Genomic DNA, 26242 nt, shown 5'->3' with positions numbered 1-26242 from the left:
AATTTTCCCCCGCTCTTGCCGCCGGGTCAACTCGCACGCACGCCGCCGCCGGAAAGTCAGAGCAAACCAGTAGGACTTTATCGCCGCCGCGTCACAGCCTAGTATCCCGCCACCTTCATTGACGAGCAGGAGGCGCCCGGCAACGGGCGGAAGCGCATGACCGACAGGACATTCGACAAATCGAAGCTGCCGAGCCGCCACGTCACGGTCGGGCCGGAGCGCGCGCCGCATCGTTCCTACTATTACGCGATGGGCCTCACCGAAGAAGAGATCGCCCAGCCCTTCGTCGGCGTGGCGACCTGCTGGAACGAGGCGGCTCCCTGCAACATCGCGCTCATGCGCCAGGCGCAGTCGGTGAAGCGCGGTGTCAGCCAGTCCGGCGGCACGCCGCGCGAGTTCTGCACCATCACGGTGACGGACGGCATCGCCATGGGCCATCAGGGCATGAAGTCGTCGCTCGCGAGCCGCGACCTCATCGCGGATTCGGTCGAGCTCACCATGCGCGGCCATTGCTACGACGCGCTGGTCGGCCTTGCGGGCTGCGACAAGTCGCTGCCGGGCATGATGATGTCGATGGTCCGTCTCAACGTGCCTTCCGTTTTCATGTATGGCGGCTCGATCCTGCCCGGCAGGTACAAGGGCAAGGACGTCACGGTTCAGGATGTTTTCGAGGCGGTCGGCCAGCACGCGGCCGGCAATCTGCCGGACGAGGAACTTCACGCGCTCGAATGCGTCGCATGTCCGTCCGCCGGTGCCTGCGGCGGCCAGTACACGGCCAACACCATGGCCTGCGTCTCCGAGGCGGTCGGTCTTGCGCTGCCGGGTTCGGCCGGCGCGCCCGCGCCCTATGAGAGCCGCGACGAATACGCCGAAGCGTCGGGCCGCGCCGTCATGCACCTCATCGCCAACAACATCCGTCCGCGCGACATCGTCACCCGCAAGGCGCTCGAGAATGCGGCGGTGATTGTCGCCGCGACAGGCGGTTCGACCAATGGCGGGCTCCACCTTCCGGCTATCGCCCATGAAGTCGGCATCGACTTCGACCTCATGGAAGTCGCCGAAATCTTCAAGAAGACGCCCTATATCGCGGATCTGAAACCGGGCGGCACCTATGTCGCGAAGGATCTCTTCGAGGCCGGCGGCGTTTCGCTCGTCCTCAAGGTCCTGCTCGATGGCTGCTTCCTGCATGGCGATTGCCTTACCGTCACGGGCCAGTCGCTTGCCGACAACCTCAAGGACGTGAAATTCAACCCCGACCAGAAGGTCGTCCGTCCGGTCTCCAATCCGCTCTCGCCGACGGGCGGTGTCGTCGGGCTTCAGGGATCGCTCGCGCCGGACGGGGCCATCGTGAAGGTCGCGGGCATGGAGAAGGGCCATCTGAAGTTCCGCGGGCCCGCGCGCTGCTTCGACAGCGAGGAGGAAGCCTTCGCCGCCGTCGAGAAAGGCAACTACAAGGAAGGCGAGGTTCTCGTCATCCGCTACGAGGGCCCAAAAGGCGGCCCCGGCATGCGCGAAATGCTCTCCACCACCGCCGCGCTCTACGGCCAAGGCATGGGCGACAAGGTCGCGCTCATCACCGATGGGCGCTTCTCCGGTGCAACGCGCGGCTTCTGCATCGGCCATGTCGGGCCGGAAGCGGCCGCCGGCGGCCCCATCGCGCTGATCGAGGACGGCGACATCATCGCCATCGACGCCGGGGAAGGCACGATCGACCTTGAGGTGGACGCGGCGGTGCTCGCCGAACGCCACAAGTCGTGGCGCCCTCGCGAGACCATGTACGCCTCGGGCGCGCTCTGGAAATACGCCCAGCTCGTCGGTTCCGCCCGCCACGGCGCGGTGACGCATCCCGGCGCGAAGGCGGAGAAACACGTCTACGCCGATATCTAGGGAACGCAGCTTCACCCCAAAAAACCGTCATGACCCGGCTTGTCCGGGTCATCCACGTCTTTTCTGCATTTAGGAAGACGTGGATGGCCCGCATAAAGCGGGCCATGACGATTGTTGGATTGGCCTAACCCCATGACGCGCGGCGCTTTTTCCGGCAGACTGCCCCGGTATTCACTGAGGAGTGTTCATGACCGTCCGCAAGAGCCTCGCCGTCCTCGCCGCCGCCTTCGGCCTCAATCTCGCCGTCACGGGCGCCGTCTTCGCGGCGCCATCGCCGCAGGCCGAAGCGGCCTATGAGCGCGGCGTCGCCGCGCAGCGTTCCGGCGACATGGAAGCCGCCGTCACCGAGTGGCAGGAAGCGGCCGGCGAAGGCCATACCGGCGCCGCATGGATTCTCGCCAATCTCTACGACAAGGGTGTCGGCGGGGTGACGCAGTCGGATGCGAAAGCCTACGAATACCTGCTCCTCGCCGCGCGCGGCGGCCAGCCCGCCGCCGCCGTTCGCCTCGGCGAAATCTATCTGCAGGGCAACGAACAGATCGGCCTCAAGCAGAATTACGCGCAGGCGCTGAAAAGCTTCGAGGCGGGCGCGCTCGCGCAGCGCGGCGATGCACAATACTACGTGTCCGTCATGCACCGGAACGGCTGGGGCACGCCGCTCGACCGCACCGAGAGCCTGCGCTGGCTGCTACTCTCGGCGAAGAAACGCTATGCGCCGGCCTTCGCGGAGCTTGGCCGCATCCACATGGAAGGCGAGGGCGTGGCGAAAGACCGCGTCGACGGCTGGGGCTATTTCCTGCTCGCCAACCGATTCGGCACACCCGATCAGCGCGCCGCGGCCGACGAACTCATGGCGAAATACGAGGGATGGCTGAAGCCCGGCGAAAAGGACAAGGCGCGCGACATGGCCGACGCCTGGATTGCCTCGCACGGCGGTGCGTAAGGGCGGAAAATTGCGGGCTTCGGCAACTGCAACAGGCGGCGTCTGTCTTCGCTACGCCACTTTCAGCTGCTCGATACGAGCAAGCTCCACCTTCTTGGCCTTCGCTTCCATCTTGAGGTCGTAACTCGTTTGCATGTTCATCCAGAGTTCCGGCGTCGTATTGAAGAACTTCGACAGCCGCAGCGCCGTATCCGGCGTGATTGCCGTCCTTTCGGCTACCACGCGTTCGATCCGCGTCCGAGGCACGCCGAGTTTCTTGGCCAATGCTCCAGCACTCAGGCCCAGCGGCTCCAGATAGATTTCTCTCAGTATCTCACCCGGATGAACGGGCGGAAGAAGATCGCGTGCCATGTGTCCGTCTTTCATTCGTCAGTGATAATCCGTCACTTCCACATCCTCCGGACCGGCTTCTCCCCAGACAAAGCAATCCTCCATTGCTGGTTGATGCGGACCGAATATTGCCCCGTGCGGTCGCCAGACAATTTTTCAAGTCTGTTGCCGGGCGGCGAGCGCAGATCGTTCAGTTCCTTTGCATGGTGCAAAAGGGTCAGCATCAATTGGGCGCGCCTCACCAGTTCTCTCGGAAACCCCTTCTTGACCGCGCCGCTGGCAACGGCCTCTGTCAATTTATTCCGGTAGCTCTGGATCATCCCTCAACCTCATATGTATCATAGTATGATACATCTCGTGCCGCAAGGATTTTGTATCACGATATGATACGCGGCCGTTTTACCCAAACACCACCTTCTCCTCGCCGAACCAGAGCGGCGATTTCGAGAAGTCGATGAACTTCGCCTCGTCTTCCAGAAGCTGACGTCCGGCCTCGGCACCTGCGGGCGTCGTCATGGCGGCGGCGATATCGTCCAGGCTGTCCCACCAGAGTTGCGCAACGCCGTCATAGACCGCGGGTGCCTTGTCGAGCCCGCCGGCGCGCGACGTACGCAGGGCTTCGGCGAGGGCAGGATTGGCGGAATGCATCTGCACATACCGCTTGATGCGCAGCGCCTCGCGATGGCTCTTCACCAGCGGCGCGTGCTTGTTCCACCAATAGTCCTGGAATTCCTCGACCGTCAGCTTCGGCAGCCTCGTCAGGCAGAAGGTGAGCTTGATCATGATGGTCCCCCCGGTTGTTTCTTCTCTGGCTTTGATTTCTGCTAAGCCTGAGTTTGCGTTCTGCGCCGCCAAATATAAAGCTGTCATCCCGGCTTTCGCCGGGGTGACATTCGAAATTGAAGGAAGATCATGCGCATCGCCGTCGGCGGCTTTCAGCACGAGACCAATACTTTCGCGCCCACCAAGGCGGACTATGCCGCGTTCGAACAGGCGGATTCCTGGCCCGCGCTCCAGCGGGGCGAGGGTCTTCTTTCCGCCTTCAAGGGCATGAACGTCCCCATCGCCGGCTTCATCGATGCGGCGTCCCCCGGCAACACGCTCCTGCCGCTCGTCTGGTGCTCGGCAACGCCGTCCGCCCATGTCACCGAAGACGCCTTCGAGCGCATCATGGCGATGATGCTGGAAGACCTCGCGGCGGCGGGCAGCTTCGATGCCGTCTATCTCGATCTTCACGGCGCCATGGTCACGGAACATTTCGACGATGGCGAGGGCGAAATCCTCGCCCGCGTCCGTGCCGCCATCGGCCCCCGCGTGCCGCTGGTCGCGAGCCTCGATCTTCACGCCAACGTCACCGCGCGGATGGTCGGCGAGGCGGATGCGCTCATCGCCTATCGCACCTATCCGCATGTCGACATGGCCGAAACCGGCGCACGGACGGCGGAGCATCTGTTCCGTCTCGTGACGTCCGGCGCGCGGCAGGCAAAGGCGATGCGCCGCCTCGATTATCTCATTCCGCTCACCGCGCAATGCACGCTGATCGAACCTGCCGCCAGTATCTACGGGCTCGTCTCGGAGGCGGAGGGCCATGTGTCGGGCAATGGCCGCGTCAGCAGCATCTCCTTCACCACGGGTTTTCCGCCCGTCGACATTCCCGAATGCGGGCCGGTCGTCGTCGCCTATGCCGACACGGAAGCGGCGGCAGCCGAGGCCGCGCAGCGGATCGCGGATGCGGCGCGCGAAGCGGAGCCCGATTTTCGCGAGAAGCTCTGGTCGGCGCGCGATGCGGTCGCTCATGCCATCGCCCATTCGGCGCCCGGCAGGGGCCCCATCGTTCTTGCCGACACGCAGGACAATCCGGGGGCGGGCGGCAATGGCGATACGGTCGGCATTCTGTCGGAGCTGATCGCGCAGGACGCACAGAATGCCTGCCTCGCCGTTCTCTTCGATCCGGAAAGTGCTGCGCGTGCGGCGGAAGCGGGCGAGGGCGCGCGCGTTGTGCTGGCGCTCGGCGCGAAGACCGGTGGCGCCCCCGGCGAGCACCCGATCGAGGTCGAGTTCGAAGTGATGCGCATCACCGATGGCGAGTTCCTGGCGACCGGCCCCTTTTATGGCGGCTCGCGCATGTCGCTGGGGAGAACCGTCCGCCTACGGACAGGCGGGGTGCAGGTCGTCGTCGCCTCGCGCAAGGGCCAGTGCGCCGACAAGGAGATGATCCGCCACACCGGCCTCGACCCGCGCGAGCTCGGCATTCTCGTCGTGAAGAGTTCGGTCCATTTCCGCGCCGATTTCGGGCCGATGGCGAGCGAGGTTCTCGTCGTGGAGAGCCCTGGGCCGAACACGGCGGACCTTGCCAAGCTGCCGTTCACGCGGCTCCGCAAGGGCCTGCGCGTCACGCCGATGGGGGAGGGGTTCGGGGTGTCCTGAAAACCGGTCCATTTGGCCGTTGATTCCCGTCAATGATCCTGCCGCTGCGATACGCTACCGATCATGTGCGGCGAAGTGCGGGCGCAAGCTCCGTCCTTTCCGCGTGAGTTGTGTTTCATAGCGCATGGAGGAACGTGGGATGATGCGGCACATTCTTCTTTCGGGCTTTCTCTTCGCCTTCATGGCGGCGCCGGCTCTCGCCGCGCCCCGCTCCGCCTTCGAGGTCGATGCCCATACGACGCTCGACGCCTATCAGGGCCTCGTCGAGGAACACCTTGCCGGTGTCCTGCGCAGCGTCAGGGCGCTCGCGGTCACACCGGAAGCGCAGACGGGCGAATGGACGGCCGTCGAACCGGCGCTCATGCGTTTGAGCGAGGACCTGCCGACGGACGCGACCGTCTGGTTCGCACTGCCCGATGGCAGCTACGCATCGACGGCGCACGGTCCGAGCACTCAAACGTTGAGCGACCGTTCCTACTTTCCGGAGCTGCTGGCGGGTGAGGATGTCGAAGGCACCCTGGTCGTCAGCAAGTCGACCGGGCTTCGCTCCATCATCGTTGCGACACCGGTTTTGAACGAGGGTGAGGTCGTCGCCATGATCGGCGTTTCCGTTGAGGCGCTGCTCGTCTCGGAGCTCGTTACGAAAACGGCGAAGCTCCCCGACGACCTGACTTTCTATGCACTGGACGCAAACGGGCAGGCGGCTATCCACCGAGACCCGAAACGCATGTTCCAGTATCCTTCCGACCTCGGTGAGCCTACGCTCAGGACGGCGGTCGAGACGATCCTTTCGAAGCCGCGCGGCACGGTCGAGTATGAGTTCGACGGGACGAAGCGCGTCGGCGTCTTCAACAAGTCGGACGCCACGGGATGGCATTTCGTCCTTGTACGGATAGAAGACTAGGCGGACGCGGCTTTCCGCTTGCGGGGATGAGACGATGGATCGCTTCATGAAGGCCGCGCTCGACGAGGCGAGGCAGGGGCTTGCCGAAGGCGGCATCCCGATCGGGTCGGTGCTCGTCCATGAAGGGACGATCGTCGGCCGCGGTCACAATCGCCGCGTCCAGAACGGAAGCGCCGTGCTTCATGCGGAAATGGATGCGCTGGAGAATGCGGGGCGCCTGCCTGCCTCCGTCTATCGGCAATCCGTTCTCTATACGACGCTATCGCCCTGCGCCATGTGCAGCGGCGCGGTCCTCCTTTATGGCATTCCGAAAGTGGTGATCGGCGAGAACCTAACCTTCATGGGCGAGGAAGCGCTTCTGCGCTTGCGTGGCGTGGAACTCGACCTCCTCCAGGACGAAGAGTGCATTGCGCTCATGCGCGGCTTCATCGAGGCAAGGCCCGAACTCTGGAACGAGGATATCGGCGTGCCCTGAAAACCGGGGGTATTTTTTTGTCCCCCCTCACGGCGCTTTCCGCACACCTTATCCCCGCCCGCGCCGTCGAGGCCCGCTTCCCGAAACCGGGGACTATTTATTTCCGCTCTGATCGGAAAGTGAATTGTAACGGTTCGATGACATTTTGATAACAGTCGGCGGTATTTATCCCCGCGCCCGGGGACAAATCCGTCCCTCAAAGGTCGAGTTCGGCCCAGATCGGAACGTGGTCCGAAGGCTTCTCGCGGCCCCTGACGTTGCGGTCGATATCGCTTGCCTTCAGCCGGTCGGCGGCCTGGGGCGAGAGCAGGATATGGTCGATCCTGATGCCGTTGTCCTTCTGCCACGCGCCGGCCTGATAGTCCCAGAAAGTGTAGCGATGCGCTTCGCGGTGGCAGGCGCGGAAGGCGTCCGTCAGACCGAGATTGATCAGTTCACGGAACTTCGCGCGCGTCTCGGGCCGGAAGAGCGCGTCGTTCGCCCAGGCCTGCGGATCGTGCACATCGTCCGCCGACGGAATGACATTATAGTCGCCGGCCAGCGCCAGCGGCTCCTCGTAGGAAAGGAGCTTGCTTGCGTGGTCGATCAGCCGGTCCATCCAGTGCAGCTTGTATTCGAATTTGTCGCTGTCGACGGGGTTGCCGTTCGGCAGATAGATCGAGGCAACGCGAAGCACGGTCTTGCCTGCCGGTATCACGGCTTCGATGTAGCGCGCCTGGTCGTCGGCGTTATCGCCCGGCAGGCCACGCGCGATGTCTTCCATCGGAGACTTGGAGAGGATCGCGACGCCGTTATAGGTTTTCTGGCCATGCGTCGCGACGTTGTAGCCGAGGTCCTCGATCTCGCCGCGCGGAAACGCCTCATCGAGGCATTTCAGTTCTTGCAGGCAGACGACGTCCGGATCGGCTTCCTTCAACCATTCGACGAGGTTGCCAAGGCGCGCCTTGACGGAATTGACATTGAAACTTGCGATCTTCATGACGCTCCTCTCAGCTCTTTTCGGCTGGTTGTTGCAGTCGCGGTCTCGCTCCCCCGGCAGGAAATCATCAGCACACACCCCTACTCAAACAGAATCGCTATATGGCGTGAGAATACGCGCAGCGGCGAAGAGGTGAAATTCCAATTGTTCCCGTGTGGACTTAAATACGGGGGGAGGGCAGCGGCATCACATGGAGAAGGACGTCCCGCAGCCGCAGGAGGCGGTGGCGTTCGGATTGTTGATCTTGAAGGCCGAGCCGATGAGATCGTCCACATAGTCGATCTCGGAGCCGGCGAGGTAGCTCACCGAGACATTGTCGATCAGCACGGTCACGCCGTTCTTTTCCAGCACCAGATCGTCGTCCGACCGGGTGTCGTCCAGCGTGAAGCCATACTGGAAGCCGGAGCAGCCGCCGCCCTGTACGGCCACGCGCAGCACCGTGCCTTCCTCCTCACCCTTGAGGATGGAGGCGATCTGCTTCGCCGCGCGATCGGTGAGCGTGATCGGTGCGTTTGCCGTTGCCGGTTCGAGCGTTGCGGTGTCCGTCATGTCCAATCCCAAGGCCGCCGCCGAAAAGCAAGCTTTCGGCTTTCAACCATACTAGATTTGCCTTAGCAGATATGTAAGCGCCCGGCGGCCGGTTTTCAAACCGGCTTTTCTGGCTAACACCATACAGATTCAAGGGTTTTTCGTGCCGATCGCCAATCCAGCCGCGACAGCTCCCTATGCGACCAAGGCCGGAGAGACGCGCGGCCGCCTGTTCGAAGAGGCCGAAAGCGCCACGCGGACGGCCTTCCAGCGTGACAGGGACCGGATCATCCATTCCGGTGCCTTCCGCCGCCTCAAATACAAGACGCAGGTCTTCGTCTATCACGAGGGCGACAACTACCGCACGCGGCTGTCCCATTCGCTCGAGGTTTCGCAGATCGCGCGATCCATCGCCCGCGTGCTCGGGCTCGATGAAGACCTTGCCGAAGCGCTGGCGCTTGCGCACGATCTCGGCCACACGCCCTTCGGCCATGCGGGCGAGACGGCGCTCGATGCCTGCATGAAGGATTACGGCGGCTTCGACCACAATGCGCAGACGCTGCGGATCGTCACCAAGCTCGAACACCGCTATGCGCGGTTCGACGGTCTCAACCTCACATGGGAAACGCTTGAAGGCCTGGTGAAGCACAACGGTCCGCTCATCGGACCGGGCCGCTGGCTCGAGGATTTGCCGCGCGCCATTGTCGAATATGCGGAGACGCAGGATCTCGAACTCGGCAGCTTCGCGGGACCGGAGGCACAGGTCGCCGCGCTTGCCGACGACATTGCCTACAACAATCACGATATCGACGATGGCCTGCGCGCCGGGCTCTTTTCCATCGACGACCTCATGGCGCTGCCGCTTGTCGGAGATGTCTTCCGCCGGGTCATCGACCGGTATCCGGGTCTCGAAGAGCCGCGCGTCATCCATGAGGCCGTTCGCGAGCTCATCGGCACCATGATCTCCGATCTGCTGACGGAGACGAAGCGGCGCCTCGAAGCGGCCAAACCTTCGTCAGCCGCCGAGGTGCGTGCACTCGGCCGGCCGGTTGCCGCGTTCACGCCGGAGATGACGGAGAACAATGCCGCGCTGAAGGCCTTTCTCTTCCAGCGCATGTACCGGCACTACCGCGTCAACCGTTCCATGGGGAAGGCGCAGCGCATCGTTCGCGACCTCTTTGCGCTGCTTCACCATGCGCCGGACCAGCTACCACCCGAGTGGCAGCAGGGCTGCGATGGCGCCGAAGGCTTCAAGACTGCCCGCCGGGTCTGCGATTTCATTGCGGGCATGACCGACAAGTTCGCCATCGAGGAGCATCAGCGCCTTTTCGACCTCCACGATCCCCGGGCCTGAGGGACTGGAAACGCGGGGGTGCGGCGGCTAGAGTGCGCGCCGTCCGGGAAGGGTCCCGGAAAACGAGACAAGTGACGGCGGCAATGAACATTTTCCGGTATTTCGAGGGGCGGGTAGAGGCAGCGCTGGAAGGCCTGGTCAAGGAAGGTGTGCTTCCGCCGGGCCTCGACTACACGCGCGTCGCTGTCGAGCCGCCGCGAGATCCCTCTCATGGCGACCTGTCCACGAATGCCGCCATGGTGCTTGCCAGGCCCGCCGGTGCGAAGCCTCGCGATCTCGCCGAAAGGCTTGCCGCGCGTCTCTCGACGGAAGAAGCGGTAACGGAAGTTTCGGTCGCTGGACCGGGTTTCATCAACCTTCGTCTCGAACCGGCCTTCTGGCTCGCGCGCGTGCCGGACATCCTGCGCGCCGGTCCTTCCTATGGCGCGAGCGATATCGGCAAGGACGAGGCCGTCAATGTCGAATATGTCTCCGCCAATCCGACGGGGCCGATGCATGTCGGCCATGTCCGGGGCGCGGTGTTTGGCGACGCGCTCGCGAACCTTCTCGAAAAGGTCGGGTATCGCGTCTGCCGCGAATACTACATCAACGATGCCGGCGGTCAGATCGAGGTCCTGTCGCGCAGCGCCTTCCTGCGGTACCGCGAGGCGCTCGGCCACGACATCGGCGGAATTCCGGAAGGGCTCTATCCGGCCGATTATCTGAAGCCCGTCGGCGCTGCGCTTGCGGCGGCCTATGGCAAGGACCTTCTCGAGAAGGACGAACCGGAAGCCCTGCAGATCGCGCGGGAGGCTGCCGTCGAAGCGATGATGGAGCTCATCCGGGGCGATCTCGCGGTGCTCGGTATCACGCATGAAGTCTTCTTTTCCGAACTCTCGCTTCACAAGTCCGGCGCTATCGAGCGGACGCTCAAGACGCTCGAGGACAAGGGCCTCATCTATATCGGCACGCTGGAGCCGCCGAAGGGCGAATTGCCGGACGACTGGGAAGCGCGGCCGCAGACGCTTTTCCGTTCGACCGAATTCGGCGACGACACCGACCGCGCGCTGAAAAAGTCCGACGGAAGCTGGACCTATTTCGCACCGGATATCGCCTATCATCTCGACAAGTTCGAGCGCGGTTACCGCACCATGATCGATGTCTGGGGCGCCGATCACTCGGGCTACATCAAGCGCATGAAGGCGGCGATCGCGGGCGTGACCGGCGGCGAAGCGGAGTTCGACGTAAAGGTCTGCCAGATGGTTCGGCTGTTCCGGAACGGCGAACCCGTGCGCATGTCGAAACGGTCGGGCGATTTCATCACCTTGCGCGACGTGGTTGACGAAGTCGGCAAGGATGTCGTGCGCTTCATGATGCTCACGCGCAAGAACGATGCACCGCTCGATTTCGACTTTGCGAAAGTCATGGAGCAGTCGCGCGATAATCCGGTGTTTTATGTGCAATACGCCCATGCGCGCATTCACTCCGTGCTGCGCAAGGCGGTCGAGGAGGGGGGCTACGATCTCTCGGACGGCGCCCTCGCGAATGCCTCTCTCGGCCGGCTCGGCGATGAGGCCGAGATGACGCTGATGCGGCTGATGGCGGCCTTTCCGCGGCAGGTCGAACAGGCGGCGCTCGCCCATGAGCCACACCGCATTGCCTTCTATCTCTACGATCTTGCCTCTGCTTTCCACGCGCTCTGGAACAAGGGCAAGGACGAACCGTCGCTTCGTTTCATCCTGCCGGAAGACAGGGATGCTACGCTTGCAAGGCTCGCGCTGATTCGTGCCACCGCGCACGTCATCGCGTCCGGTCTGGGGGTTCTGGGGGTGGAGCCGATCGAGGAGATGCGCTGATGTCGCACAAGGATGACGGCTGGGACGAGGAGCCGGAATACGACATCGATCCCGACATCGAGGACTATGAAGGCTACGAAGACGAGGAAGAAGGAACCGGTGGCCGACGCCGGAGCCTGATGCTTCTCAGCGTCGTTGCGCTTCTCGCTGTATTTGCGGGCGTTGTGTTTCTGGCCTACCGCCAGGGTTCGCAACAGGGGCCGGACGGGGCACCGCCAATTCTTCGCGCCGATGGCGGGCCGGCAAAGGAGCTGCCCGCCAATCCGGGCGGCAAGACGTTTCCGCATCAGGATGCCGGTGTCTACAACCGCATCGGGGGAGAAGGTAAGCCGGAGCCAAGCGAGGGCGAACAATTGCTGCCGCCCGCCGAAGAGCCTCTGGCGATCGACAACTCGGCCATTCCGCCATCGCAGGATCAGCAGGCGCTGGACCGGATGGCACAGTCACTCGAAACGAGCGGCATCGAAACCGCGCCCATCGAGACGGTGCCCTCCGCTCCAGTCGAGGAACGCGCGCCTGTCGAAGAAGCGCCTGCGGCTCAGGCGCCGGCGCCCGCCGCACAGGAAGCGCCGCCCGCACCCGCTGCCACGTCGGGCGGCTATGTCGTCCAGCTCGCGGCCTTCCGCGACGAGCCGTCGGCACAGGATGCGTTCCGCAAGCTGCAAGGGAAATATCCGGACCTGCTCGGCTCGCTCACCAGCGACATTCAGCGCGCGGATCTCGGCGACAAGGGCATCTATTTCCGTCTTCGGGCGGGGTACATGGACAAGGCAGCGGCGGATGCGCTGTGCGCCAGCCTTGATGCGAAGGGGCAAGGGTGTCTCGTGAGGCCGAGGTGAGCGTCAGCTCGGCAATCTATGGATGCGCCGGTCCCGAACTTTCCGCCGACGAGAAAACCTTCTTCCGCGAAACATGCCCATGGGGCTTCATTCTTTTCGCGCGCAACATCGTGTCTCCCGATCAGGTGCTGCATTTGACGGCTTCGCTCCGCGAGGCTGCAGGGCATGACGCCCCAATCCTGATCGACCAGGAAGGCGGGAGAGTGCAACGTCTGCGGCCGCCTCACTGGCGGTCATGGCCGGCCGGACGGCGTTACGGCGAAGTTTACGAGCGCAATGCAGAGAAGGGCCTCCGGGCGGCATATCTGGGGGCGCGGCTGATGGCCGCCGAACTTCGGAGCACCGGCATCACGGTGGACTGCCTGCCGGTGCTCGACGTGCCGGTGCCGGGCGCCCATGACGTGATCGGCGACCGGGCTTATGCAGGCGAGCCGGGGGCCGTGGCGGCGCTCGGTCTTGCGGCGGCGGAAGGTCTCATGGCGGGCGGCGTCCTTCCCGTGGTGAAGCACATTCCGGGGCACGGGCGCGCAGGCGTGGACAGCCACGAAAAACTGCCCGTCGTCGATGCCTCGCTCGACGAACTCGCCCGGATGGATTTCGCTCCCTTCCGCGCTCTCAGGACCATGCCGTTCGCCATGACCGCTCATGTGATCTACACAGCGCTCGATCCCGACAACCCGGCCACCACATCGGCGGCCGTCATTCGCGACACGATCAGGACCCGCATCGGCTTTGAAGGGCTTCTCATGTCGGACGACCTCTCCATGAAAGCGCTCCGGGGCGGGCTGGCGGAGAGGACAAGGGCCGCGCTCGCGGCGGGCTGCGATCTCGTCCTCCACTGCAATGGCGACATGGCCGAAATGGAGGCTGTGGCGGCGGCGGCGACCATGCTTCGCGGAGAGAGCCTTGCCCGCGCCGAGGCGGCGCTTGCCCGCCATGTTTCACCCTCCGAGCCTCTGGATACCGATTCGGCCCTCGCCGAATTCAGCCAATTCATGTCGCTCGCCTGACAAGATCGCTGGGGATAAGCCGAGAAACGGGGTACCCGCGCCTTTGGTCGAAGGGTATAAAGGCCATTCGTCCCTTGCCGCCGGGCAGGATCGGCTAAGGGGCGCGGGGAACTCAAGAATTTGGACCGGATGCAGCAGGCAGTCATGACCGAGGCGCCTCCTCAAAGCGACGCAGACGGCGACGCGCAGCCCGATCGGGCCGCCGATGCCGGCACGGCTGCGTCATTCGAGGAAGGTCCGCCGCGCGGCCCCGCGGAGGAGGCCGGCGAAAATACGTTGATCGTCGATCTGGACGGCTTCGAGGGGCCTCTCGACGTGCTGCTCACGCTTGCGCGGAACCAGAAGGTCGATCTCACCAGGATCTCGATCCTGAAGCTTGCCGAGCAGTATCTCGACTTCATCACGCAGGCGCGGCGGATGGAGCTCGATCTTGCCGCCGACTATCTCGTCATGGCGTCCTGGCTGGCCTTTCTGAAGTCGAAGCTCCTGCTGCCGCCTCCGGAAGAAGAGGAAGGCCCGTCCGGTGTCGAGCTCGCCGCGCGGCTTGCCTTCCAGCTCCAGCGCCTCGAAGCGATGCGCAAGGTGAGCCAGGAAATCTTCGGCCGGCAATGCCGGATGGGCATGCATGTTTTCGCGCGCGGCGCGCCGGAGGGCATTCGCCTCATCAAGACGAGCCATTATCAAGGAACGCTTTTCGACCTCCTGAAGGCCTATTCCGATCAGCGGCTCAAGGGCCATGAGACGAAATGGGAGCCGAAGCGCCTGCCGATCATGGCGATCGAGGCCGCACGGCACCGGCTCGAGCGCATGATGGGCATGATGTTCGACTGGGGGCGGATCGACGGCTACCTGCCGCTCGAGGAAATGAGCCCCGCGCTCCGGCGTTCGGCGATTGCGAGCACGCTCAGCGCAGCGCTCGTGCTTGCCAAGGATGGCCTCATGGAGATCCGGCAGTCGGGGGCCTTCAGTCCCGTCTTCGTCCGGCGGCGCGAGCCAAGCCCCGATCAACAGCCGGCCGGAGCGGCCGACACGTCAGAGAACCACGAAGAATGAATGACGAGACGACCCTGAGCGAAGCCGAAAGCGATATCGACATGGCAGCCGACGAGCAGGAACCGGAACAGGACGAGGAAGACGGCACGGACGCGGAAACCCCTGAAGAGGGCGACGCGGCGGAGCCGGAGGCGGAGAACGTCGTCAAGTTCCCGGTCAACGCGACCGAGCATGCGCAGCTCATGCGCATGACGGAGGCGTTGTTCTTCGCGGCGGCCGAGCCGCTCGACATCGACAGCATTGCGGCCCGCCTGCCAGACGGCGCCGATGTCGGCGCGGTCATCGAGGACCTTCAGAAGGCGTATGAGAGCCGGGGCGTAAACCTGGTTCGCATTGCCAATAAATGGATGTTCCGGACGGCGGACGACCTTTCGTTCCTGATGGAACGGGAGGCCGTGGAGCAGAGGCGGCTTTCGCGGGCTGCGATGGAGACGCTCGCGATCATCGCCTATCACCAGCCGGCGACGCGTGCCGAGATCGAGGAGATTCGGGGCGTTTCCGTGTCAAAAGGCACGCTCGACGTTCTGATGGAGACAGGCTGGGTGCGGCTTCGCGGCCGCAAACGCACCCCCGGCCGTCCCGTGACTTACGGTACGACGGAGGACTTTCTCGTCCATTTCGGGCTTGAGAGTGTCGGCGATCTGCCTGGCATGGACGAACTCAAGGCTGCCGGCCTTCTCGATGGGCGCCTGCCGCCCGGCTTCGATATTCCGAACCCTTCGGATACGGGCGGCGAGGGTGACGGCGAGTTCGAGACCGAAGAGGAATACGGCGCCGCGCTCGACGATCATCTGGAGCAGGAAACGAGCGAAGACGATTGATACCCGCGTTACTTCACCTGGTCTCTGAAGTGTGGGGCTGAACGCCATTTGGGTCAGGTGGTTGGAGTATTTGGTTAATGGAGCGTCTCGAAAGAGGCGCGCGTCTGCCGGACCGGTTTGATATCGCAATTTCGGCACGGAGCGCCCATATTGGCGCAAGGTAGTGCTTTATTTCGAGCAAGGCGGGGGCGAACCCTCTGCCATTGGAGACAGAAATGCCGGGTTGGACACAAATCCTCATCGTCCTCGTCCTCATCGTGCTGCTGTTCGGCAGGGGCAAGATTTCCGACATGATGGGCGACGTCGCGAAGGGTATCCGCAGCTTCAAGAAGGGGCTTTCCGACGAAGACGAGAACCCGTCGGCCAAGCCTGAACCCAAGACGATCGACGCAACGGTCTCCCGCGAGGAGAGCACGGAGTCGAAAAACAAGGCCTCCCACGGCTGATTGCCAGGGACCGGCCAGAGTTCCCGCGCTGCGTGGCGCGGGACTGAGGCGTTTCAGGACCTCACATGTTCGATATCGGATGGTCAGAACTGCTGGCCCTAGTGGTCATCGCCATCGTCTTCGTGGGCCCGAAGGACCTGCCGAAGATGATGCGCACGGCTGGCCAGTATGTGGCAAAGGTTCGCGCCATGGCGCGCGAGTTCCAGACCTCCTTCGAGGACCTTGCCCGGGAAACCGAGCTTGAGGAGTTGCGCAAGGAGGTTTCGAGCCTTCGCGGCCATGTCACCGAGCCCATGCGCTCGCTCCAGCGCGAAATCGACAAGCCGCTGAAAATCGGTGGCGGCGGAGCGGGCGCCGAGGCGGCCGCCGCGTCTGCGGCGAAGGCCGAGGAAGAGCGGGCCGAGCCTCTCGACACCAGCGGCGTCTCCGACGGCATCGCGGACTCGATCCGCGAGGCGGAAGCCGTCGAGGCTCATGGTGCGGGCGAACCAGCGTCCGTCGGCAGCAGCCCCGAAACGAAGCGGGACGGCGAATGAGCGTGTCTCCTGCCGAGCCCGATCCCGACGACGAGATCGAAGCCTCGCGGGCGCCGCTGCTCGATCACCTGATTGAGCTTCGCTCGCGCCTCATCAAGGTTCTGCTCGCCTTTGCGGTCGGCTTCGGTATCTGTTTCTATTTCTCCATCGACATCTTCAACCTGTTGGTCGAGCCCTATAACCGGATTGTGACATCCGAGGGCGGAGCCCATCTCATCTACACAGCCCCGCAGGAATTCTTTCTGACCAGGCTCAAGCTCTCGATGTTCGGGGCGATCTTCATCGCCTTTCCGATCATCGCGGCGCAGGTCTACATGTTCGTCGCGCCGGGGCTCTACAAGCACGAGCGCGGTGCCTTCGTCCCCTATCTCATCGCAACGCCGGTTCTGTTTCTGACGGGCGCGGCGCTCGTTTATTTCGGCGCGCTGCCGATTGCGCTCAATTTCTTCATGAGCATGCAGCAGTCGGGCGGCGAAGGCGCGGCGACAATCGAACTCCTGCCCAAGGTCAGCGAGTATCTGAACCTCGTCACGGCCTTCATCCTGGCCTTCGGCATCTGCTTCCAGTTGCCGGTGATCCTGACGCTGCTCGCGCGCGCCGGGATCGTGAATGCCGCGCAGCTCAGGCGGGGCCGGCGCTATGCCATCGTCATCATCTTTGCCGTGGCGGCTTTCCTGACGCCCCCCGACTTCTTCAGCCAGATCGCGCTCGGCGTTCCGACGCTGCTCCTCTACGAGATTTCGATCTTCACCGTCGCATGGACGGAAAAGAAGAAGGCCGAAGCCGAAATGGCGGAGGGCGAGGCGTAACCTCTCCCGGGCCTCGTCTGGACGCTTTCGGCCCTTCCGCGTATACAGGGCGCGACAAGCGGGCGGGGTGCGTCCTGCGGCCGATTCGGCCGTATTTCGTGCTCCGGCATTCCGGAAATCTCATCACTTTCAGGTTGTCATGTTCGACATCAAGGCCATTCGCGACGACGCTCAGGGGTTCGATGCGGGGCTCTCGAAGCGCGGGCTCGCGCCTCAGTCCGCGCGCCTCATCGAGATCGACGAGCGGCGGCGGAAAATCATCACCTCGCTGCAGGAAATGCAGCAGGCCCGCAACGACGCCTCGAAGCAGATCGGACAGGCGAAGGCGAAGAAGGACGATGCGCTCGCGCAGAAGCTGATGGACGAGGTGTCGTCCCTCAAGGGCCGCATTCAGGCCGGCGAGGAGGAGGAGCGGGTAGCCAATGCCGAGCTTCAGGCCGCGCTCGCTTCGATCCCAAATATTCCCCTCGACGAGGTGCCGGTCGGCCCCGACGAGAGCGCCAATGTGGTGCACCATACCCATGGCAGCGCCCGGGAGATGAACTTCGAGGCCAAGGAACATTTCGACCTCGGTGAGGCGCTGGGCCTCATGGATTTCGAGACGGCGGCAAAGATGTCCGGCGCGCGCTTCACGGTGCTCAAGGGACCGCTCGCCCGGCTCGAGCGCGCCATCGGCAATTTCATGGTCGATCTCCACACGTCGGAGTTCGGCTACACCGAGGTCATGCCGCCGCTCATGGTGCGCGACGACGCGATGTTCGGCACGGCGCAATTGCCGAAGTTTTTCGATGATCAGTTTGCGACTTACGCGGCCTCAAACTTGTTGGCAGCCGAGGTGGCGCCGGATACTCACGTCGGTCGAATTGTCACGCAGCAGCTTGGTGATGCAGATCGATACTGGCTGATCCCGACCGCCGAAGTGCCGCTGACGAACCTCGTGCGCGAGAGCATCCTCTCGGAAGAAGAACTGCCGAAGCGTTTCACCGCCTACACGGCCTGTTTCCGCGCTGAGGCAGGCGCTGCCGGCCGCGATACGCGCGGCATGATCCGCCAGCACCAGTTCTCCAAGGTCGAACTCGTCTCGGTCACGACGCCGGAAGCCTCGCTCGCCGAGCATGACAGGATGCTTGCCTGCGCCGAGGAGGTGTTGAAGCGCCTCGACCTCCATTACCGGGTGATGACGCTGTCGACCGGCGACATTGGCTTTGCCTCGCGCAAGACCTACGACATCGAGGTCTGGCTGCCGGGGCAGAAGGCCTATCGCGAGATCTCGTCCTGCTCGGTCTGCGGCGACTTCCAGGCGCGGCGCATGAATGCGCGCTACCGGCCGAAAGGCGAGAAGAACACGCGCTTCGTTCACACGCTGAACGGTTCCGGCCTTGCCGTCGGGCGCACGCTCGTCGCGGTCATGGAGAACTACCAGCAGGAGGACGGCTCCATCGCCATTCCCGATGCGCTCAAGCCTTACATGGGCGGGCTGGAGGTCATTGCGCCTCATGGCTAAAGCAAAATCCAAATCCGGCGATTTGCGCATCCTCGTCACCAATGACGACGGCATTCATGCGCCCGGCCTCAAAGTGCTGGAAAAGATCGCGCGCAAGCTCTCCCGCGACGTCTGGGTCGTCGCGCCGGAGGAGGAGCAGAGCGGCTCGGCGCATTCGCTGTCGCTCGCCAATCCGCTTCGCGTGCGCAAGCTGGCGCCGAAGCGTCATGCCGTGCGCGGAACGCCGTCCGACTGCGTGCTGATGGCGGTGCGCCATATCATGAAGGACGCTGAACCGGATCTCGTCCTTTCCGGCATTAACCGCGGCCAGAACATCGCCGACGACGTGACCTATTCGGGCACCATCGCCGCTGCGATGGAGGGCACACAGCTCGGCATCCCGTCCATCGCGCTCAGCCAGGCCTTCGGCTTCTCCGGTCAGACGAATGTGAAGTGGAAGACCGCGGAGGAGTTTGCGCCCGATATTCTGAAGAAGCTTGTCGCCGCCGGGTGGCCGGAAGAAATCCTCATCAACATCAATTTTCCCGATGTCGTTTCCGGTTCCGTCACTGGCGTCGAAGTGACACGGCAGGGCAAGCGCGATCAGTCGCTGGTCCGCGTGGAAGAGCGCATCGACGCGCGCAACAATCCCTATTACTGGCTCGGCTTCGAGCGTATCCTCAGCAATCCGCCGCAAGGGACAGACCTTCGCGCGATCTATGAAGGCCGTATTTCCATCACGCCGCTCCACATGGACCTTACCCATCAACGGACCTCCAAAGCGCTCAACGAGGCGCTCGGTTCGCTTGCGGGTCCCGTGCGCAAGCGGCGCAAGTCCTCCTGACCGGCGCCGTGAGCGAAGACACGTCCATGGACGAAATCGAGCACGAGAAGATCGAACTCATCATGGGGCTGCGGCGGCAGGGCATCCGCGACAACCGCGTGCTGTCCGCCATCGAGCGCGTGCCCCGCGAAAAGTTCATCTCCGGCAGCTTCCGCAAGCAGGCCTATGAGGATCATGCGCTGCCCATCGAGTGCGGCCAGACCATCAGCCAGCCCTATATCGTCGCCTACATGACGGAGCAGCTTCGCGTCGGCGAACGCATGAAGGTGCTCGAAGTAGGGACGGGGTCGGGCTATCAGGCGGCGGTGCTCGCCCGTCTCTGCCGGCGCGTCTACACCATCGAGCGCTATCGCACGCTCCTCAACGATGCGCTCAAGCGCTTCGAGGATCTGCGGATCCACAACATCACGGCCAAGGTGGGCGACGGGGCAAAGGGCTGGCCGGAACAGGCGCCTTTCGACCGAATCATCGTCACCGCGGCGGCGCCCGCCGTTCCGCTGGCGCTCGTCGATCAGTTGAAGGAAGGCGGGTTGATGATTGTTCCCGTTGCAACTTCCGGTGCCCGGGGGGAGCAGAAGCTTGTACGGATCGAGCGGACGGGGGATGGTGTGAAACGCGAGGAACTTCTGCCGGTGCGTTTTGTGCCGCTCGTGGAAGGCGTGGCAAAGGAGTCCTGAAAGCGGTTTCGGGACGCGGAGGCAGCGAGGCCAGATGACGCGGCGCGAACGGATGCGGAGAGGGGCGAGGCTGGCCGTTGCGCTTGCGCTTCTCGGTCTTGCCGGTGCCTGCGGCAGCGACCGGCCCTGGTGGGACGAGCAGCAGGGCACACGCAGGGGCGCGACCCCCATTTCCCGGCCGGTCGATAGCGTGGCTCCAGGCGGCACCTATGTCGTGCGGCGCGGCGACACCGTCTACAGCATTGCCCGCGCACACGATCTGCCGATCCGTTCGCTCATCGACAGCAACGGCCTTCGCCCGCCTTATGAGATCAAGGTCGGGCAGAGGCTGAAAATTCCTGCCGGGCGTTTCCATGTCGTGCAGCGCGGCGAGACGGCCTACAGCATTTCGCGCATGTACAACGTGGATGTGACCTCGCTCACAAGCCTCAACCGCATTCCCGCGCCCTACACCATCAAGGTCGGCCAGAAACTGCAGGTGCCCTCACGCGAGCCGGCGCACGCCGCTCCTTCTTCCGCTGTTGCCGGTGGTCGGGTGCCGCTTGCGCGGCCCTCCGACACAGTTTCCGCCGCGCCCGCTCAAACGGCATCGAACGTCACTGTGCCGAAAGACCCGCTGCCGTCGCCACCCGCGGCGACGGGGAGTTTCGTCTGGCCGGTCGAAGGCAAAATCCTATCGACCTACGGGCCGAAGGCGAACGGTCTCCACAATGACGGCATCAATATTGCCGCCGAAATGGGTGCGCCGGTGCGCGCATCGCAAAGCGGCGTCGTCGCCTATTCGGGCAATGAGCTCAAAGGCTATGGCAACCTGCTGCTGGTCCGCCACGACAATGGCTGGATGACGGCCTATGCGCACAACAGCAAGCTGCTGGTGAACCGTGGCGACACGGTCACGCGCGGCCAGACGATTTCGCTCGCGGGCAATTCGGGCAGCGTGGTGACGCCGCAGGTCCATTTCGAGGTCCGCCAGGGCGCGAAGGCAATCGACCCGCAATCGGTGATCGGCCGCTAACCCATTCAGCCGAGCGTTTGTCCGAGGCGGCCCGCAATATCCTGGATGAACTGCCAGGCCACGCGGCCTGACCGCGAGCCGCGCGTGGCAGACCATTCGATCGCCTCAGCCTCCAGCGCTTCCGGCTCGATCTTCAACCTGTAATGCGCCGCATAGCCCGCCACCATGTCGAGATAGTCGGCCTGGCTGCAATTGTGGAAGCCGAGCCAGAGCCCGAAGCGGTCGGAGAGCGAGACTTTCTCCTCCACGGCCTCCGAGGGATTGATGGCGGTCGAACGCTCGTTTTCCACCATGTCGCGCGGCATCAGGTGCCGCCGGTTCGAGGTCGCATAGAAAATCACGTTCTTAGGGCGGCCCTCGATGCCGCCTTCGAGGACGGCCTTCAGCGACTTGTAGCTGGTGTCGTCGTGATCGAAGGAGAGATCGTCGCAGAAGATGACGACGCGGCGCTCATGCGCGCGAAGCTGCGTCATCAGGCGGGGGAGGGTCTCTATATCCTCGCGGTGGATTTCGATGAGGATGAGGCTACCGGGCGTTTCCGCGTTCACGGCCGCGTGGGCTGCCTTCACCATGGAGCTCTTGCCCATGCCGCGCGCGCCCCAGAGGAGCGCATTGTTCGCCGGCAGGCCCCCGGCGAAACGGCGGGTGTTGTCGAGCAGGATATCGCGGACACGGTCGATACCCTTGATGAGCGAGAGGTCGACGCGGGCGACCTCGGCCACCGGGTCGAGCCGTCCTTCCTCCGCGTTCCATACAAACGCATCCGCCTCGTCGAGCCCGGTCGTGGGGGCGGGCGGCGGGGCGAGCCTTTCGAGCGCTTCGGCGATGCGCTTCAGAAGGCCGGCGGATTCGGTTATGTCGGTCATGGACGGTGCTCGCAAGGGATGGCGTGAACCGGGATAGGGGCCCGGGCCGGACCCGGGAAATCCCTGTATATCCCAAAACTTAGCTGCGTCCACGCCGGGTGGCCGGGCTTGTTTGCAATTGCCCGGTTGGCCGGTATAGTCCCGCGCAAATCAGTGCGAGGCGGCCCTTGGTTCAAGCGGTTCCGCCGTGCGAACGGCCAGAACAGGAGACTTCTATGGGTGGAGCCGGCGGCGCTTCGGACTTTCTGATCCAGCTTTTTCCGTTTATTGCGCTTTTCGCGATCATGTACTTCCTGGTGCTGCGTCCTCAGCAGCGCCGCGTGAAGGAGCATCGCGAAATGGTCTCCAATGTCCGCCGCGGCGACGTGGTGGTGACGGCGGGCGGTCTCGTCGGCAAGGTGACCAAGGTGGACGATGCCGAGATCACGGTGGAAATCGCCGAAAACGTCCGCGTTCGCGTCGTCAAGGGCACGCTGAGCGAGGTTCGCTCTAAATCCGAGCCCGTACCCGCCAACACGAATTCCCCGTCCTAAGCCGCCCGCTCACAGCCACCCGGGAGGGGGCAAGCCGCCATGCTGCATTTCGACCGCTGGAAGATCGTTCTGATCTACATTCTCTGCGTTGCGGGGCTCGTCTACACGGCGCCCAACTTCGTGCCGAAGTCGAAACTTCAGGACGTACCTGCCTGGCTTCCACATCAGCAGATCAATCTTGGTCTCGACTTGCGTGGCGGCTCCTACATGCTGCTCGGCCTCGAGACCGATGCCCTCGTGCGCGAACGTCTGCAGGGGCTCGTGAACGAAGTGCGCGGCGCGCTGCGCGACGTTAGCGTTCCCTATACCGGCCTCGGCATCAAGGATGGCAGCGTCGTCGTCAACATCACGAACGCTGCGGATGCCGCCAAGGCGAAGGAGGCGATCGACGGGCTCTCTTCGATCGTCGCGGGTAACCAGTTCTCGACGCTGCCGGAGCGCGACCTTCTGATCACGGCCGACGGTCAGCAGATTTCGTTGGTGCTCAGCGAGGCGGCGAAGCGCGCCCGCGTCCAGTCCGCCGTGCAGCAGTCGATCGAGATTGTCCGCCGCCGTATCGACGAACTCGGCACGACCGAGCCCGTGATTCAGCAGCAGGGTATCGACCGCATCCTCGTTCAGGTGCCGGGGCTGGACGATCCGAGCCAGTTGAAAGCGCTGCTCGGCAAGACGGCGAAGATGAACTTCCGCCTCGTCAGCAATGCCATGTCTGGCCAGCAGGCGCTTGCCTCGCGGACGGTACCTGCCGGCACCGAACTCCTCTACACGTCGGACCAGCCGAAGACGCCGGTGCTGGTCGAGCGACGGATCATGGTCGGCGGCGACCGTCTCGTCGATGCGCAACCCGGCTTCGATCAGCGTTCAGGAACACCGGTCGTCAACTTCCGTTTCGATGCGACGGGTGCGCGCCAGTTCGGCGAGGTGACCCGCGACAGCGTCGGCAGGCCGTTTGCCATCGTGCTCGACAATGAAGTGATCAGCGCGCCGGTCATCCGCGAGCCGATCATGGGCGGGCAGGGCCAGATCAGCGGCAACTTCACGGTGCAGGAAGCGAACAATCTCGCGATCCTCCTTCGCTCGGGCGCGCTGCCTGTGGCGATCACCGTCCTTGAGGAAAGAACCGTCGGTCCGGGCCTCGGTGCGGACTCCATCCGTGCCGGTGAGATCGCGGCGATCATCGGCTCCCTCGCGGTTATTGCCTTCATGATTGCGAGCTACGGCTTCTTCGGCATCCTTGCCAATGTCGCGCTCATTCTGAACATCGCGATGGTCTTCGCCGTGCTTTCGGTGCTGCAGGCAACGCTCACGCTGCCGGGCATCGCCGGTATCGTGCTGACCATCGGCATGGCGGTCGATGCGAACGTGCTGATCTATGAGCGCATAAGAGAAGAGGTTGCGGCGGGAAAGAGCCCGATCCCCGCAATCGAGTCCGGCTACAACCGCGCGCTTTCCTCCATTCTCGACGCGAACATCACCACGCTCATCTCGGCCGCGATCCTCTTCCAGATGGGGTCGGGTCCGGTGCGCGGCTTCGCGGTGACGCTCGGCATCGGTATCGTCACATCGGTCTTCACGGCCTTCACCGTCAATCGCTACATGGTCTCGGTCTGGTTGCGCCGCCGCCGGCCCAAGGCTCTGGTTCTGTGAGCGCCGGGAGAACATGACATCATGAGACATCTCAAGCTCATTCCCGACGACACGAAAATCCCGTTTTCGCGCTGGCGCTATGTGGCGGTGGGGCTTTCGCTCGTCGTGATGATCGCCGCCGTTGTGCTGCTCGTCACGCGGGGGCTCAATTTCGGCATCGACTTCAAGGGCGGTATCCTCATCGAAATCGCGACCGATGGTCCTGCCGATATCGGCAGCATCCGCAACGATCTCGGCGGGCTCGGTCTCGGTGAAGTTCAAATTCAGGAATTCGGTCAGGCAGACGACGTTCTGATCCGCGTGGCAGCACCGGAAGGCGACGACGCCGACAGGGCTTCGCAGGCTGTGGTCGAGAAGATCAAGGGCGTACTCGGCGACGGCGTCGAATATCGTCGCGTCGAGGTCGTCGGACCTCAGGTGAGCGGCGAGCTCGTCGAGGATGGCATTCTCGCCGTCCTGATCTCGGTTGCGCTGATGCTCCTCTACATCTGGTTCCGCTTCGAATGGCAGTTCAGCCTCGGTGCCGACGTCGCGCTGGTGCACGACGTGCTCGCGACCATTGCGCTCTTCTGTCTCCTGCAGATCGAGTTCAACCTGCAGTCCATTGCCGCACTTCTCACCATTGTCGGTTATTCGATGAACGACACCGTGATCGTGTTCGATCGCGTGCGCGAGAACCTGCGCAAGTACAAGAAGATGGACCTCGCGGCACTCATCGATCTTTCGGTCAACCAGACGTTGTCGCGCACCGTCATGACGTCGGGCACGACGCTTCTGGCGCTCCTCGCACTCTTCGTCTTCGGCGGCGAAGTCATTCGCGGTTTCGTCTTTGCGATGATCTTCGGCATTTTCATCGGCACCTATTCCTCGATCTTCATCGCGGGGCCGGTGCTTCTCGCCGTCGGCGTCTCGCGCGATGCGACGAATGGCGGGCTCGGCGGCGTCTCGAAGGAAAAGGCCACCGGCGAGGCTTGACCTCCATGGGTACGAAACCGCGCTTCAAGGGGCAGCCGCCCGTCGACGCCTATGGCGACGGTGGCTTCCGTCTAGCGGACCAGCGCTTCGAAGGCTCGATCGTCGTGACGCCGCTTGGCCTCTATCCATGGATGCCGAAATCGGTCGAGGAGATAACGCCCGCGTCGCTCGCGCCGGTTATCGAGGCAGCCGCGCATTTCGATTTTCTCATCATCGGATCGGGCGAGAATACACTCCGCCTTTCCGCCGATGCGAAGCGGCGGCTTGAGTCGCACGCCATCTTCCCCGACGTCATGGCGACAGGCCCGGCCTGCCGCACCTACAACATGATGCTCTCCGAAAATCGGCGAATCGCGGCGGCATTCATTGCCGTAGCCTGAGTAGGGTTTTGCCGGGCTTGGCTTTTTTCCCGGAAGCTCCTAGCTTTTCCGCAGATGGCGACATTGAGTCGCACGATGATGAGGCATGCCATCCCGGGGTCAGGGAGCGCGTCTTGCCGTCTCCGCCGGCCGCGTCTGCGGCGGGTGGCAATCAGAGGGGAACTCTCCATGGCAACAATACTGACATCACTGCGGAACACGGTCATTGCCGGTTTCGTGCTCGCAGCGGTCCTACTGCTGCTCTATCTCAATTTCAATGGCTGGGAAGGCTATGCGCTCGGCCACAACTTCTGGGCGTTCATCTTCCGCTGGCTTCACGTCATCAGCGGCGTGATGTGGATCGGCCTGCTCTGGTATTTCAACTTCGTGCAGATCCCGAACATGCCGAAGATTCCGGACGATCAGAAGCCTGCCATCGGCAAGGTGATCGCGCCGGCCGCCTTGTTCTGGTTCCGCTGGGGCGCCATGGCGACCATCGTTACGGGCCTCATCCTCGCGGCCATGAACTTCTATCTCATCGAGGCGCTGACACTCGGCGCGAGCGAGGGTTTCGCAAACCCGAAGAACATCGCCATCGGTATCGGCATGTGGCTCGGCACGATCATGTGGTTCAACGTCTGGTTCGTGATCTGGCCGAACCAGAAGA

At 63.5% G+C, this 26242-nt stretch carries 28 protein-coding genes and 1 pseudogene; 23 read left to right on the top strand and 6 right to left on the bottom strand.

Translation table 11 applies throughout. The annotated features are described in order from the left end of the window. The first annotated feature begins 156 nt into the window (after positions 1-156). Positions 157-1887, top strand: a complete 1731-nt coding sequence (ilvD, locus tag ACKUUH_RS13755) for a dihydroxy-acid dehydratase (protein ID WP_407950481.1) — start codon at positions 157-159, stop codon at positions 1885-1887. A gap of 187 nt (positions 1888-2074) precedes the next feature. Further along, entirely contained in the window at positions 2075-2830 is a 756-nt protein-coding gene (locus ACKUUH_RS13750; protein ID WP_407950480.1) for a tetratricopeptide repeat protein, read from the top strand. 51 nt (positions 2831-2881) lie between these two features. Here ACKUUH_RS13750 and ACKUUH_RS13745 read toward each other — a convergent pair whose 3' ends face one another. From ACKUUH_RS13745 to ACKUUH_RS13735, 3 genes and pseudogenes are all read right to left on the bottom strand, one after another. Next, on the bottom strand, positions 2882-3181 hold the full coding sequence (locus ACKUUH_RS13745) for a HigA family addiction module antitoxin (protein WP_407950479.1): 300 nt from the start codon (positions 3179-3181) through the stop codon (positions 2882-2884). An 18-nt stretch (positions 3182-3199) separates the two neighbouring features. Further along, a pseudogene (locus ACKUUH_RS13740) lies at positions 3200-3480 on the bottom strand (type II toxin-antitoxin system RelE/ParE family toxin). 79 nt (positions 3481-3559) lie between these two features. After that, a complete protein-coding gene (locus ACKUUH_RS13735; RefSeq protein ID WP_407950478.1) occupies positions 3560-3943 on the bottom strand; it encodes an EthD domain-containing protein in 384 nt (127 codons plus the stop codon). 126 nt (positions 3944-4069) lie between these two features. Between ACKUUH_RS13735 and ACKUUH_RS13730 the strand changes: the two genes are divergently transcribed. The 3 genes from ACKUUH_RS13730 to ACKUUH_RS13720 all read left to right on the top strand — a co-directional run bounded on the left by ACKUUH_RS13730 (position 4070) and on the right by ACKUUH_RS13720 (position 6966). Then, positions 4070-5587, top strand: a complete 1518-nt coding sequence (locus ACKUUH_RS13730) for a M81 family metallopeptidase (RefSeq protein WP_407950489.1) — start codon at positions 4070-4072, stop codon at positions 5585-5587. 142 nt (positions 5588-5729) lie between these two features. Further along, positions 5730-6491: a cache domain-containing protein gene (locus ACKUUH_RS13725; protein WP_407950477.1), complete on the top strand. Its 762-nt coding sequence runs from the start codon at positions 5730-5732 to the stop codon at positions 6489-6491. 34 nt (positions 6492-6525) lie between these two features. Beyond that, positions 6526-6966, top strand: a complete 441-nt coding sequence (locus ACKUUH_RS13720) for a nucleoside deaminase (protein ID WP_407950476.1) — start codon at positions 6526-6528, stop codon at positions 6964-6966. A 196-nt stretch (positions 6967-7162) separates the two neighbouring features. Here ACKUUH_RS13720 and xth read toward each other — a convergent pair whose 3' ends face one another. Together xth and erpA are read right to left on the bottom strand one after the other, a co-directional pair. Then, a complete protein-coding gene (gene xth / locus ACKUUH_RS13715; RefSeq protein ID WP_407950475.1) occupies positions 7163-7945 on the bottom strand; it encodes an exodeoxyribonuclease III in 783 nt (260 codons plus the stop codon). A 186-nt stretch (positions 7946-8131) separates the two neighbouring features. Beyond that, positions 8132-8494: an iron-sulfur cluster insertion protein ErpA gene (erpA, locus tag ACKUUH_RS13710; RefSeq protein ID WP_407950474.1), complete on the bottom strand. Its 363-nt coding sequence runs from the start codon at positions 8492-8494 to the stop codon at positions 8132-8134. 142 nt (positions 8495-8636) lie between these two features. Here erpA and ACKUUH_RS13705 point away from each other — a divergent pair, with 142 nt between their 5' ends. From ACKUUH_RS13705 to ACKUUH_RS13645, 13 genes are all read left to right on the top strand, one after another. After that, on the top strand, positions 8637-9827 hold the full coding sequence (locus ACKUUH_RS13705; RefSeq protein WP_407950473.1) for a deoxyguanosinetriphosphate triphosphohydrolase: 1191 nt from the start codon (positions 8637-8639) through the stop codon (positions 9825-9827). An 83-nt stretch (positions 9828-9910) separates the two neighbouring features. After that, positions 9911-11662: an arginine--tRNA ligase gene (gene argS, locus ACKUUH_RS13700; RefSeq protein ID WP_407950472.1), complete on the top strand. Its 1752-nt coding sequence runs from the start codon at positions 9911-9913 to the stop codon at positions 11660-11662. Beyond that, positions 11662-12501, top strand: a complete 840-nt coding sequence (locus ACKUUH_RS13695; protein WP_407950471.1) for an SPOR domain-containing protein — start codon at positions 11662-11664, stop codon at positions 12499-12501. The genes argS and ACKUUH_RS13695 overlap by 1 nt, the downstream gene beginning before the upstream one ends. Then, on the top strand, positions 12498-13511 hold the full coding sequence (gene nagZ, locus ACKUUH_RS13690; protein ID WP_407950470.1) for a beta-N-acetylhexosaminidase: 1014 nt from the start codon (positions 12498-12500) through the stop codon (positions 13509-13511). The genes ACKUUH_RS13695 and nagZ overlap by 4 nt, the downstream gene beginning before the upstream one ends. 129 nt (positions 13512-13640) lie before the next feature. Continuing rightward, positions 13641-14564, top strand: a complete 924-nt coding sequence (locus ACKUUH_RS13685; protein WP_407950469.1) for a segregation and condensation protein A — start codon at positions 13641-13643, stop codon at positions 14562-14564. Further along, on the top strand, positions 14561-15385 hold the full coding sequence (scpB, locus tag ACKUUH_RS13680) for an SMC-Scp complex subunit ScpB (protein WP_407950468.1): 825 nt from the start codon (positions 14561-14563) through the stop codon (positions 15383-15385). The genes ACKUUH_RS13685 and scpB overlap by 4 nt, the downstream gene beginning before the upstream one ends. A gap of 215 nt (positions 15386-15600) precedes the next feature. Further along, positions 15601-15831, top strand: a complete 231-nt coding sequence (locus ACKUUH_RS13675; RefSeq protein ID WP_322312979.1) for a twin-arginine translocase TatA/TatE family subunit — start codon at positions 15601-15603, stop codon at positions 15829-15831. 65 nt (positions 15832-15896) lie between these two features. Beyond that, the gene (gene tatB / locus ACKUUH_RS13670; protein WP_407950467.1) at positions 15897-16367 is read left to right on the top strand and encodes a Sec-independent protein translocase protein TatB; all 471 of its coding nucleotides are present in this window, start codon (positions 15897-15899) and stop codon (positions 16365-16367) included. Continuing rightward, complete coding sequence (tatC, locus tag ACKUUH_RS13665) at positions 16364-17176, top strand: twin-arginine translocase subunit TatC (protein WP_407950466.1); 813 nt, start codon at positions 16364-16366, stop codon at positions 17174-17176. The genes tatB and tatC overlap by 4 nt, the downstream gene beginning before the upstream one ends. Positions 17177-17315: 139 nt before the next feature. Further along, positions 17316-18680, top strand: coding sequence for a serine--tRNA ligase (gene serS, locus ACKUUH_RS13660; RefSeq protein WP_407950465.1), 1365 nt, complete (start codon positions 17316-17318; stop codon positions 18678-18680). Between the two features lie 22 nt (positions 18681-18702). Beyond that, entirely contained in the window at positions 18703-19503 is an 801-nt protein-coding gene (gene surE / locus ACKUUH_RS13655; protein ID WP_407950488.1) for a 5'/3'-nucleotidase SurE, read from the top strand. Positions 19504-19529: 26 nt separating this feature from the next. Beyond that, positions 19530-20180, top strand: coding sequence for a protein-L-isoaspartate(D-aspartate) O-methyltransferase (locus ACKUUH_RS13650; RefSeq protein WP_407950487.1), 651 nt, complete (start codon positions 19530-19532; stop codon positions 20178-20180). Between the two features lie 34 nt (positions 20181-20214). Further along, positions 20215-21195, top strand: coding sequence for a LysM peptidoglycan-binding domain-containing protein (locus tag ACKUUH_RS13645; RefSeq protein WP_407950464.1), 981 nt, complete (start codon positions 20215-20217; stop codon positions 21193-21195). 5 nt (positions 21196-21200) lie between these two features. Here ACKUUH_RS13645 and ACKUUH_RS13640 read toward each other — a convergent pair whose 3' ends face one another. Next, positions 21201-22061, bottom strand: coding sequence for an ATP-binding protein (locus tag ACKUUH_RS13640; RefSeq protein WP_407950463.1), 861 nt, complete (start codon positions 22059-22061; stop codon positions 21201-21203). 215 nt (positions 22062-22276) lie between these two features. Between ACKUUH_RS13640 and yajC the strand changes: the two genes are divergently transcribed. From yajC to ACKUUH_RS13615, 5 genes are all read left to right on the top strand, one after another. Further along, complete coding sequence (yajC, locus tag ACKUUH_RS13635; protein ID WP_322312985.1) at positions 22277-22594, top strand: preprotein translocase subunit YajC; 318 nt, start codon at positions 22277-22279, stop codon at positions 22592-22594. A 39-nt stretch (positions 22595-22633) separates the two neighbouring features. Continuing rightward, positions 22634-24241 carry a protein translocase subunit SecD gene (gene secD, locus ACKUUH_RS13630; protein WP_407950462.1) on the top strand — a complete coding sequence of 536 codons (1608 nt, stop codon included), beginning with the start codon at positions 22634-22636 and terminating at the stop codon, positions 24239-24241. A 21-nt stretch (positions 24242-24262) separates the two neighbouring features. After that, positions 24263-25216 (top strand): protein translocase subunit SecF, encoded by a 954-nt coding sequence (gene secF / locus ACKUUH_RS13625; RefSeq protein WP_407950461.1) that lies wholly within the window; start codon positions 24263-24265, stop codon positions 25214-25216. Positions 25217-25221: 5 nt separating this feature from the next. Next, a complete protein-coding gene (locus ACKUUH_RS13620; RefSeq protein WP_407950460.1) occupies positions 25222-25596 on the top strand; it encodes an Mth938-like domain-containing protein in 375 nt (124 codons plus the stop codon). A gap of 168 nt (positions 25597-25764) precedes the next feature. Further along, positions 25765-26242 (top strand): hypothetical protein (locus ACKUUH_RS13615; protein ID WP_407950459.1); only part of this gene is annotated, 478 nt, incomplete at its 3' end.

The organism is Parvibaculum sp. (assembly GCF_045863935.1).
In the GTDB taxonomy this organism is placed as follows: Bacteria; Pseudomonadota; Alphaproteobacteria; order Parvibaculales; family Parvibaculaceae; genus Parvibaculum.
This window is presented reverse-complemented; position numbering and strand designations above follow the sequence as displayed.

What these genes read in the sequence shown, in the direction of transcription:
- ACKUUH_RS13745 (WP_407950479.1), bottom strand. Translation starts at nt 3,181, where the DNA reads ATGGCACGCGATCTTCTTCCGCCCGTTCATCCGGGTGAGATACTGAGA.
- ACKUUH_RS13735 (WP_407950478.1), bottom strand. Translation starts at nt 3,943, where the DNA reads ATGATCAAGCTCACCTTCTGCCTGACGAGGCTGCCGAAGCTGACGGTC.
- tatB (WP_407950467.1), top strand. Translation starts at nt 15,897, where the DNA reads ATGTTCGATATCGGATGGTCAGAACTGCTGGCCCTAGTGGTCATCGCC.
- ACKUUH_RS13685 (WP_407950469.1), top strand. Translation starts at nt 13,641, where the DNA reads ATGCAGCAGGCAGTCATGACCGAGGCGCCTCCTCAAAGCGACGCAGAC.
- ACKUUH_RS13750 (WP_407950480.1), top strand. Translation starts at nt 2,075, where the DNA reads ATGACCGTCCGCAAGAGCCTCGCCGTCCTCGCCGCCGCCTTCGGCCTC.
- yajC (WP_322312985.1), top strand. Translation starts at nt 22,277, where the DNA reads ATGGGTGGAGCCGGCGGCGCTTCGGACTTTCTGATCCAGCTTTTTCCG.
- ACKUUH_RS13720 (WP_407950476.1), top strand. Translation starts at nt 6,526, where the DNA reads ATGGATCGCTTCATGAAGGCCGCGCTCGACGAGGCGAGGCAGGGGCTT.
- ACKUUH_RS13695 (WP_407950471.1), top strand. Translation starts at nt 11,662, where the DNA reads ATGTCGCACAAGGATGACGGCTGGGACGAGGAGCCGGAATACGACATC.
- erpA (WP_407950474.1), bottom strand. Translation starts at nt 8,494, where the DNA reads ATGACGGACACCGCAACGCTCGAACCGGCAACGGCAAACGCACCGATC.
- ACKUUH_RS13675 (WP_322312979.1), top strand. Translation starts at nt 15,601, where the DNA reads ATGCCGGGTTGGACACAAATCCTCATCGTCCTCGTCCTCATCGTGCTG.
- secD (WP_407950462.1), top strand. Translation starts at nt 22,634, where the DNA reads ATGCTGCATTTCGACCGCTGGAAGATCGTTCTGATCTACATTCTCTGC.
- ilvD (WP_407950481.1), top strand. Translation starts at nt 157, where the DNA reads ATGACCGACAGGACATTCGACAAATCGAAGCTGCCGAGCCGCCACGTC.
- scpB (WP_407950468.1), top strand. Translation starts at nt 14,561, where the DNA reads ATGAATGACGAGACGACCCTGAGCGAAGCCGAAAGCGATATCGACATG.
- ACKUUH_RS13725 (WP_407950477.1), top strand. Translation starts at nt 5,730, where the DNA reads ATGCGGCACATTCTTCTTTCGGGCTTTCTCTTCGCCTTCATGGCGGCG.
- ACKUUH_RS13650 (WP_407950487.1), top strand. Translation starts at nt 19,530, where the DNA reads ATGGACGAAATCGAGCACGAGAAGATCGAACTCATCATGGGGCTGCGG.
- argS (WP_407950472.1), top strand. Translation starts at nt 9,911, where the DNA reads ATGAACATTTTCCGGTATTTCGAGGGGCGGGTAGAGGCAGCGCTGGAA.
- ACKUUH_RS13620 (WP_407950460.1), top strand. Translation starts at nt 25,222, where the DNA reads ATGGGTACGAAACCGCGCTTCAAGGGGCAGCCGCCCGTCGACGCCTAT.
- ACKUUH_RS13645 (WP_407950464.1), top strand. Translation starts at nt 20,215, where the DNA reads ATGACGCGGCGCGAACGGATGCGGAGAGGGGCGAGGCTGGCCGTTGCG.
- tatC (WP_407950466.1), top strand. Translation starts at nt 16,364, where the DNA reads ATGAGCGTGTCTCCTGCCGAGCCCGATCCCGACGACGAGATCGAAGCC.
- serS (WP_407950465.1), top strand. Translation starts at nt 17,316, where the DNA reads ATGTTCGACATCAAGGCCATTCGCGACGACGCTCAGGGGTTCGATGCG.
- secF (WP_407950461.1), top strand. Translation starts at nt 24,263, where the DNA reads ATGAGACATCTCAAGCTCATTCCCGACGACACGAAAATCCCGTTTTCG.
- xth (WP_407950475.1), bottom strand. Translation starts at nt 7,945, where the DNA reads ATGAAGATCGCAAGTTTCAATGTCAATTCCGTCAAGGCGCGCCTTGGC.
- ACKUUH_RS13640 (WP_407950463.1), bottom strand. Translation starts at nt 22,061, where the DNA reads ATGACCGACATAACCGAATCCGCCGGCCTTCTGAAGCGCATCGCCGAA.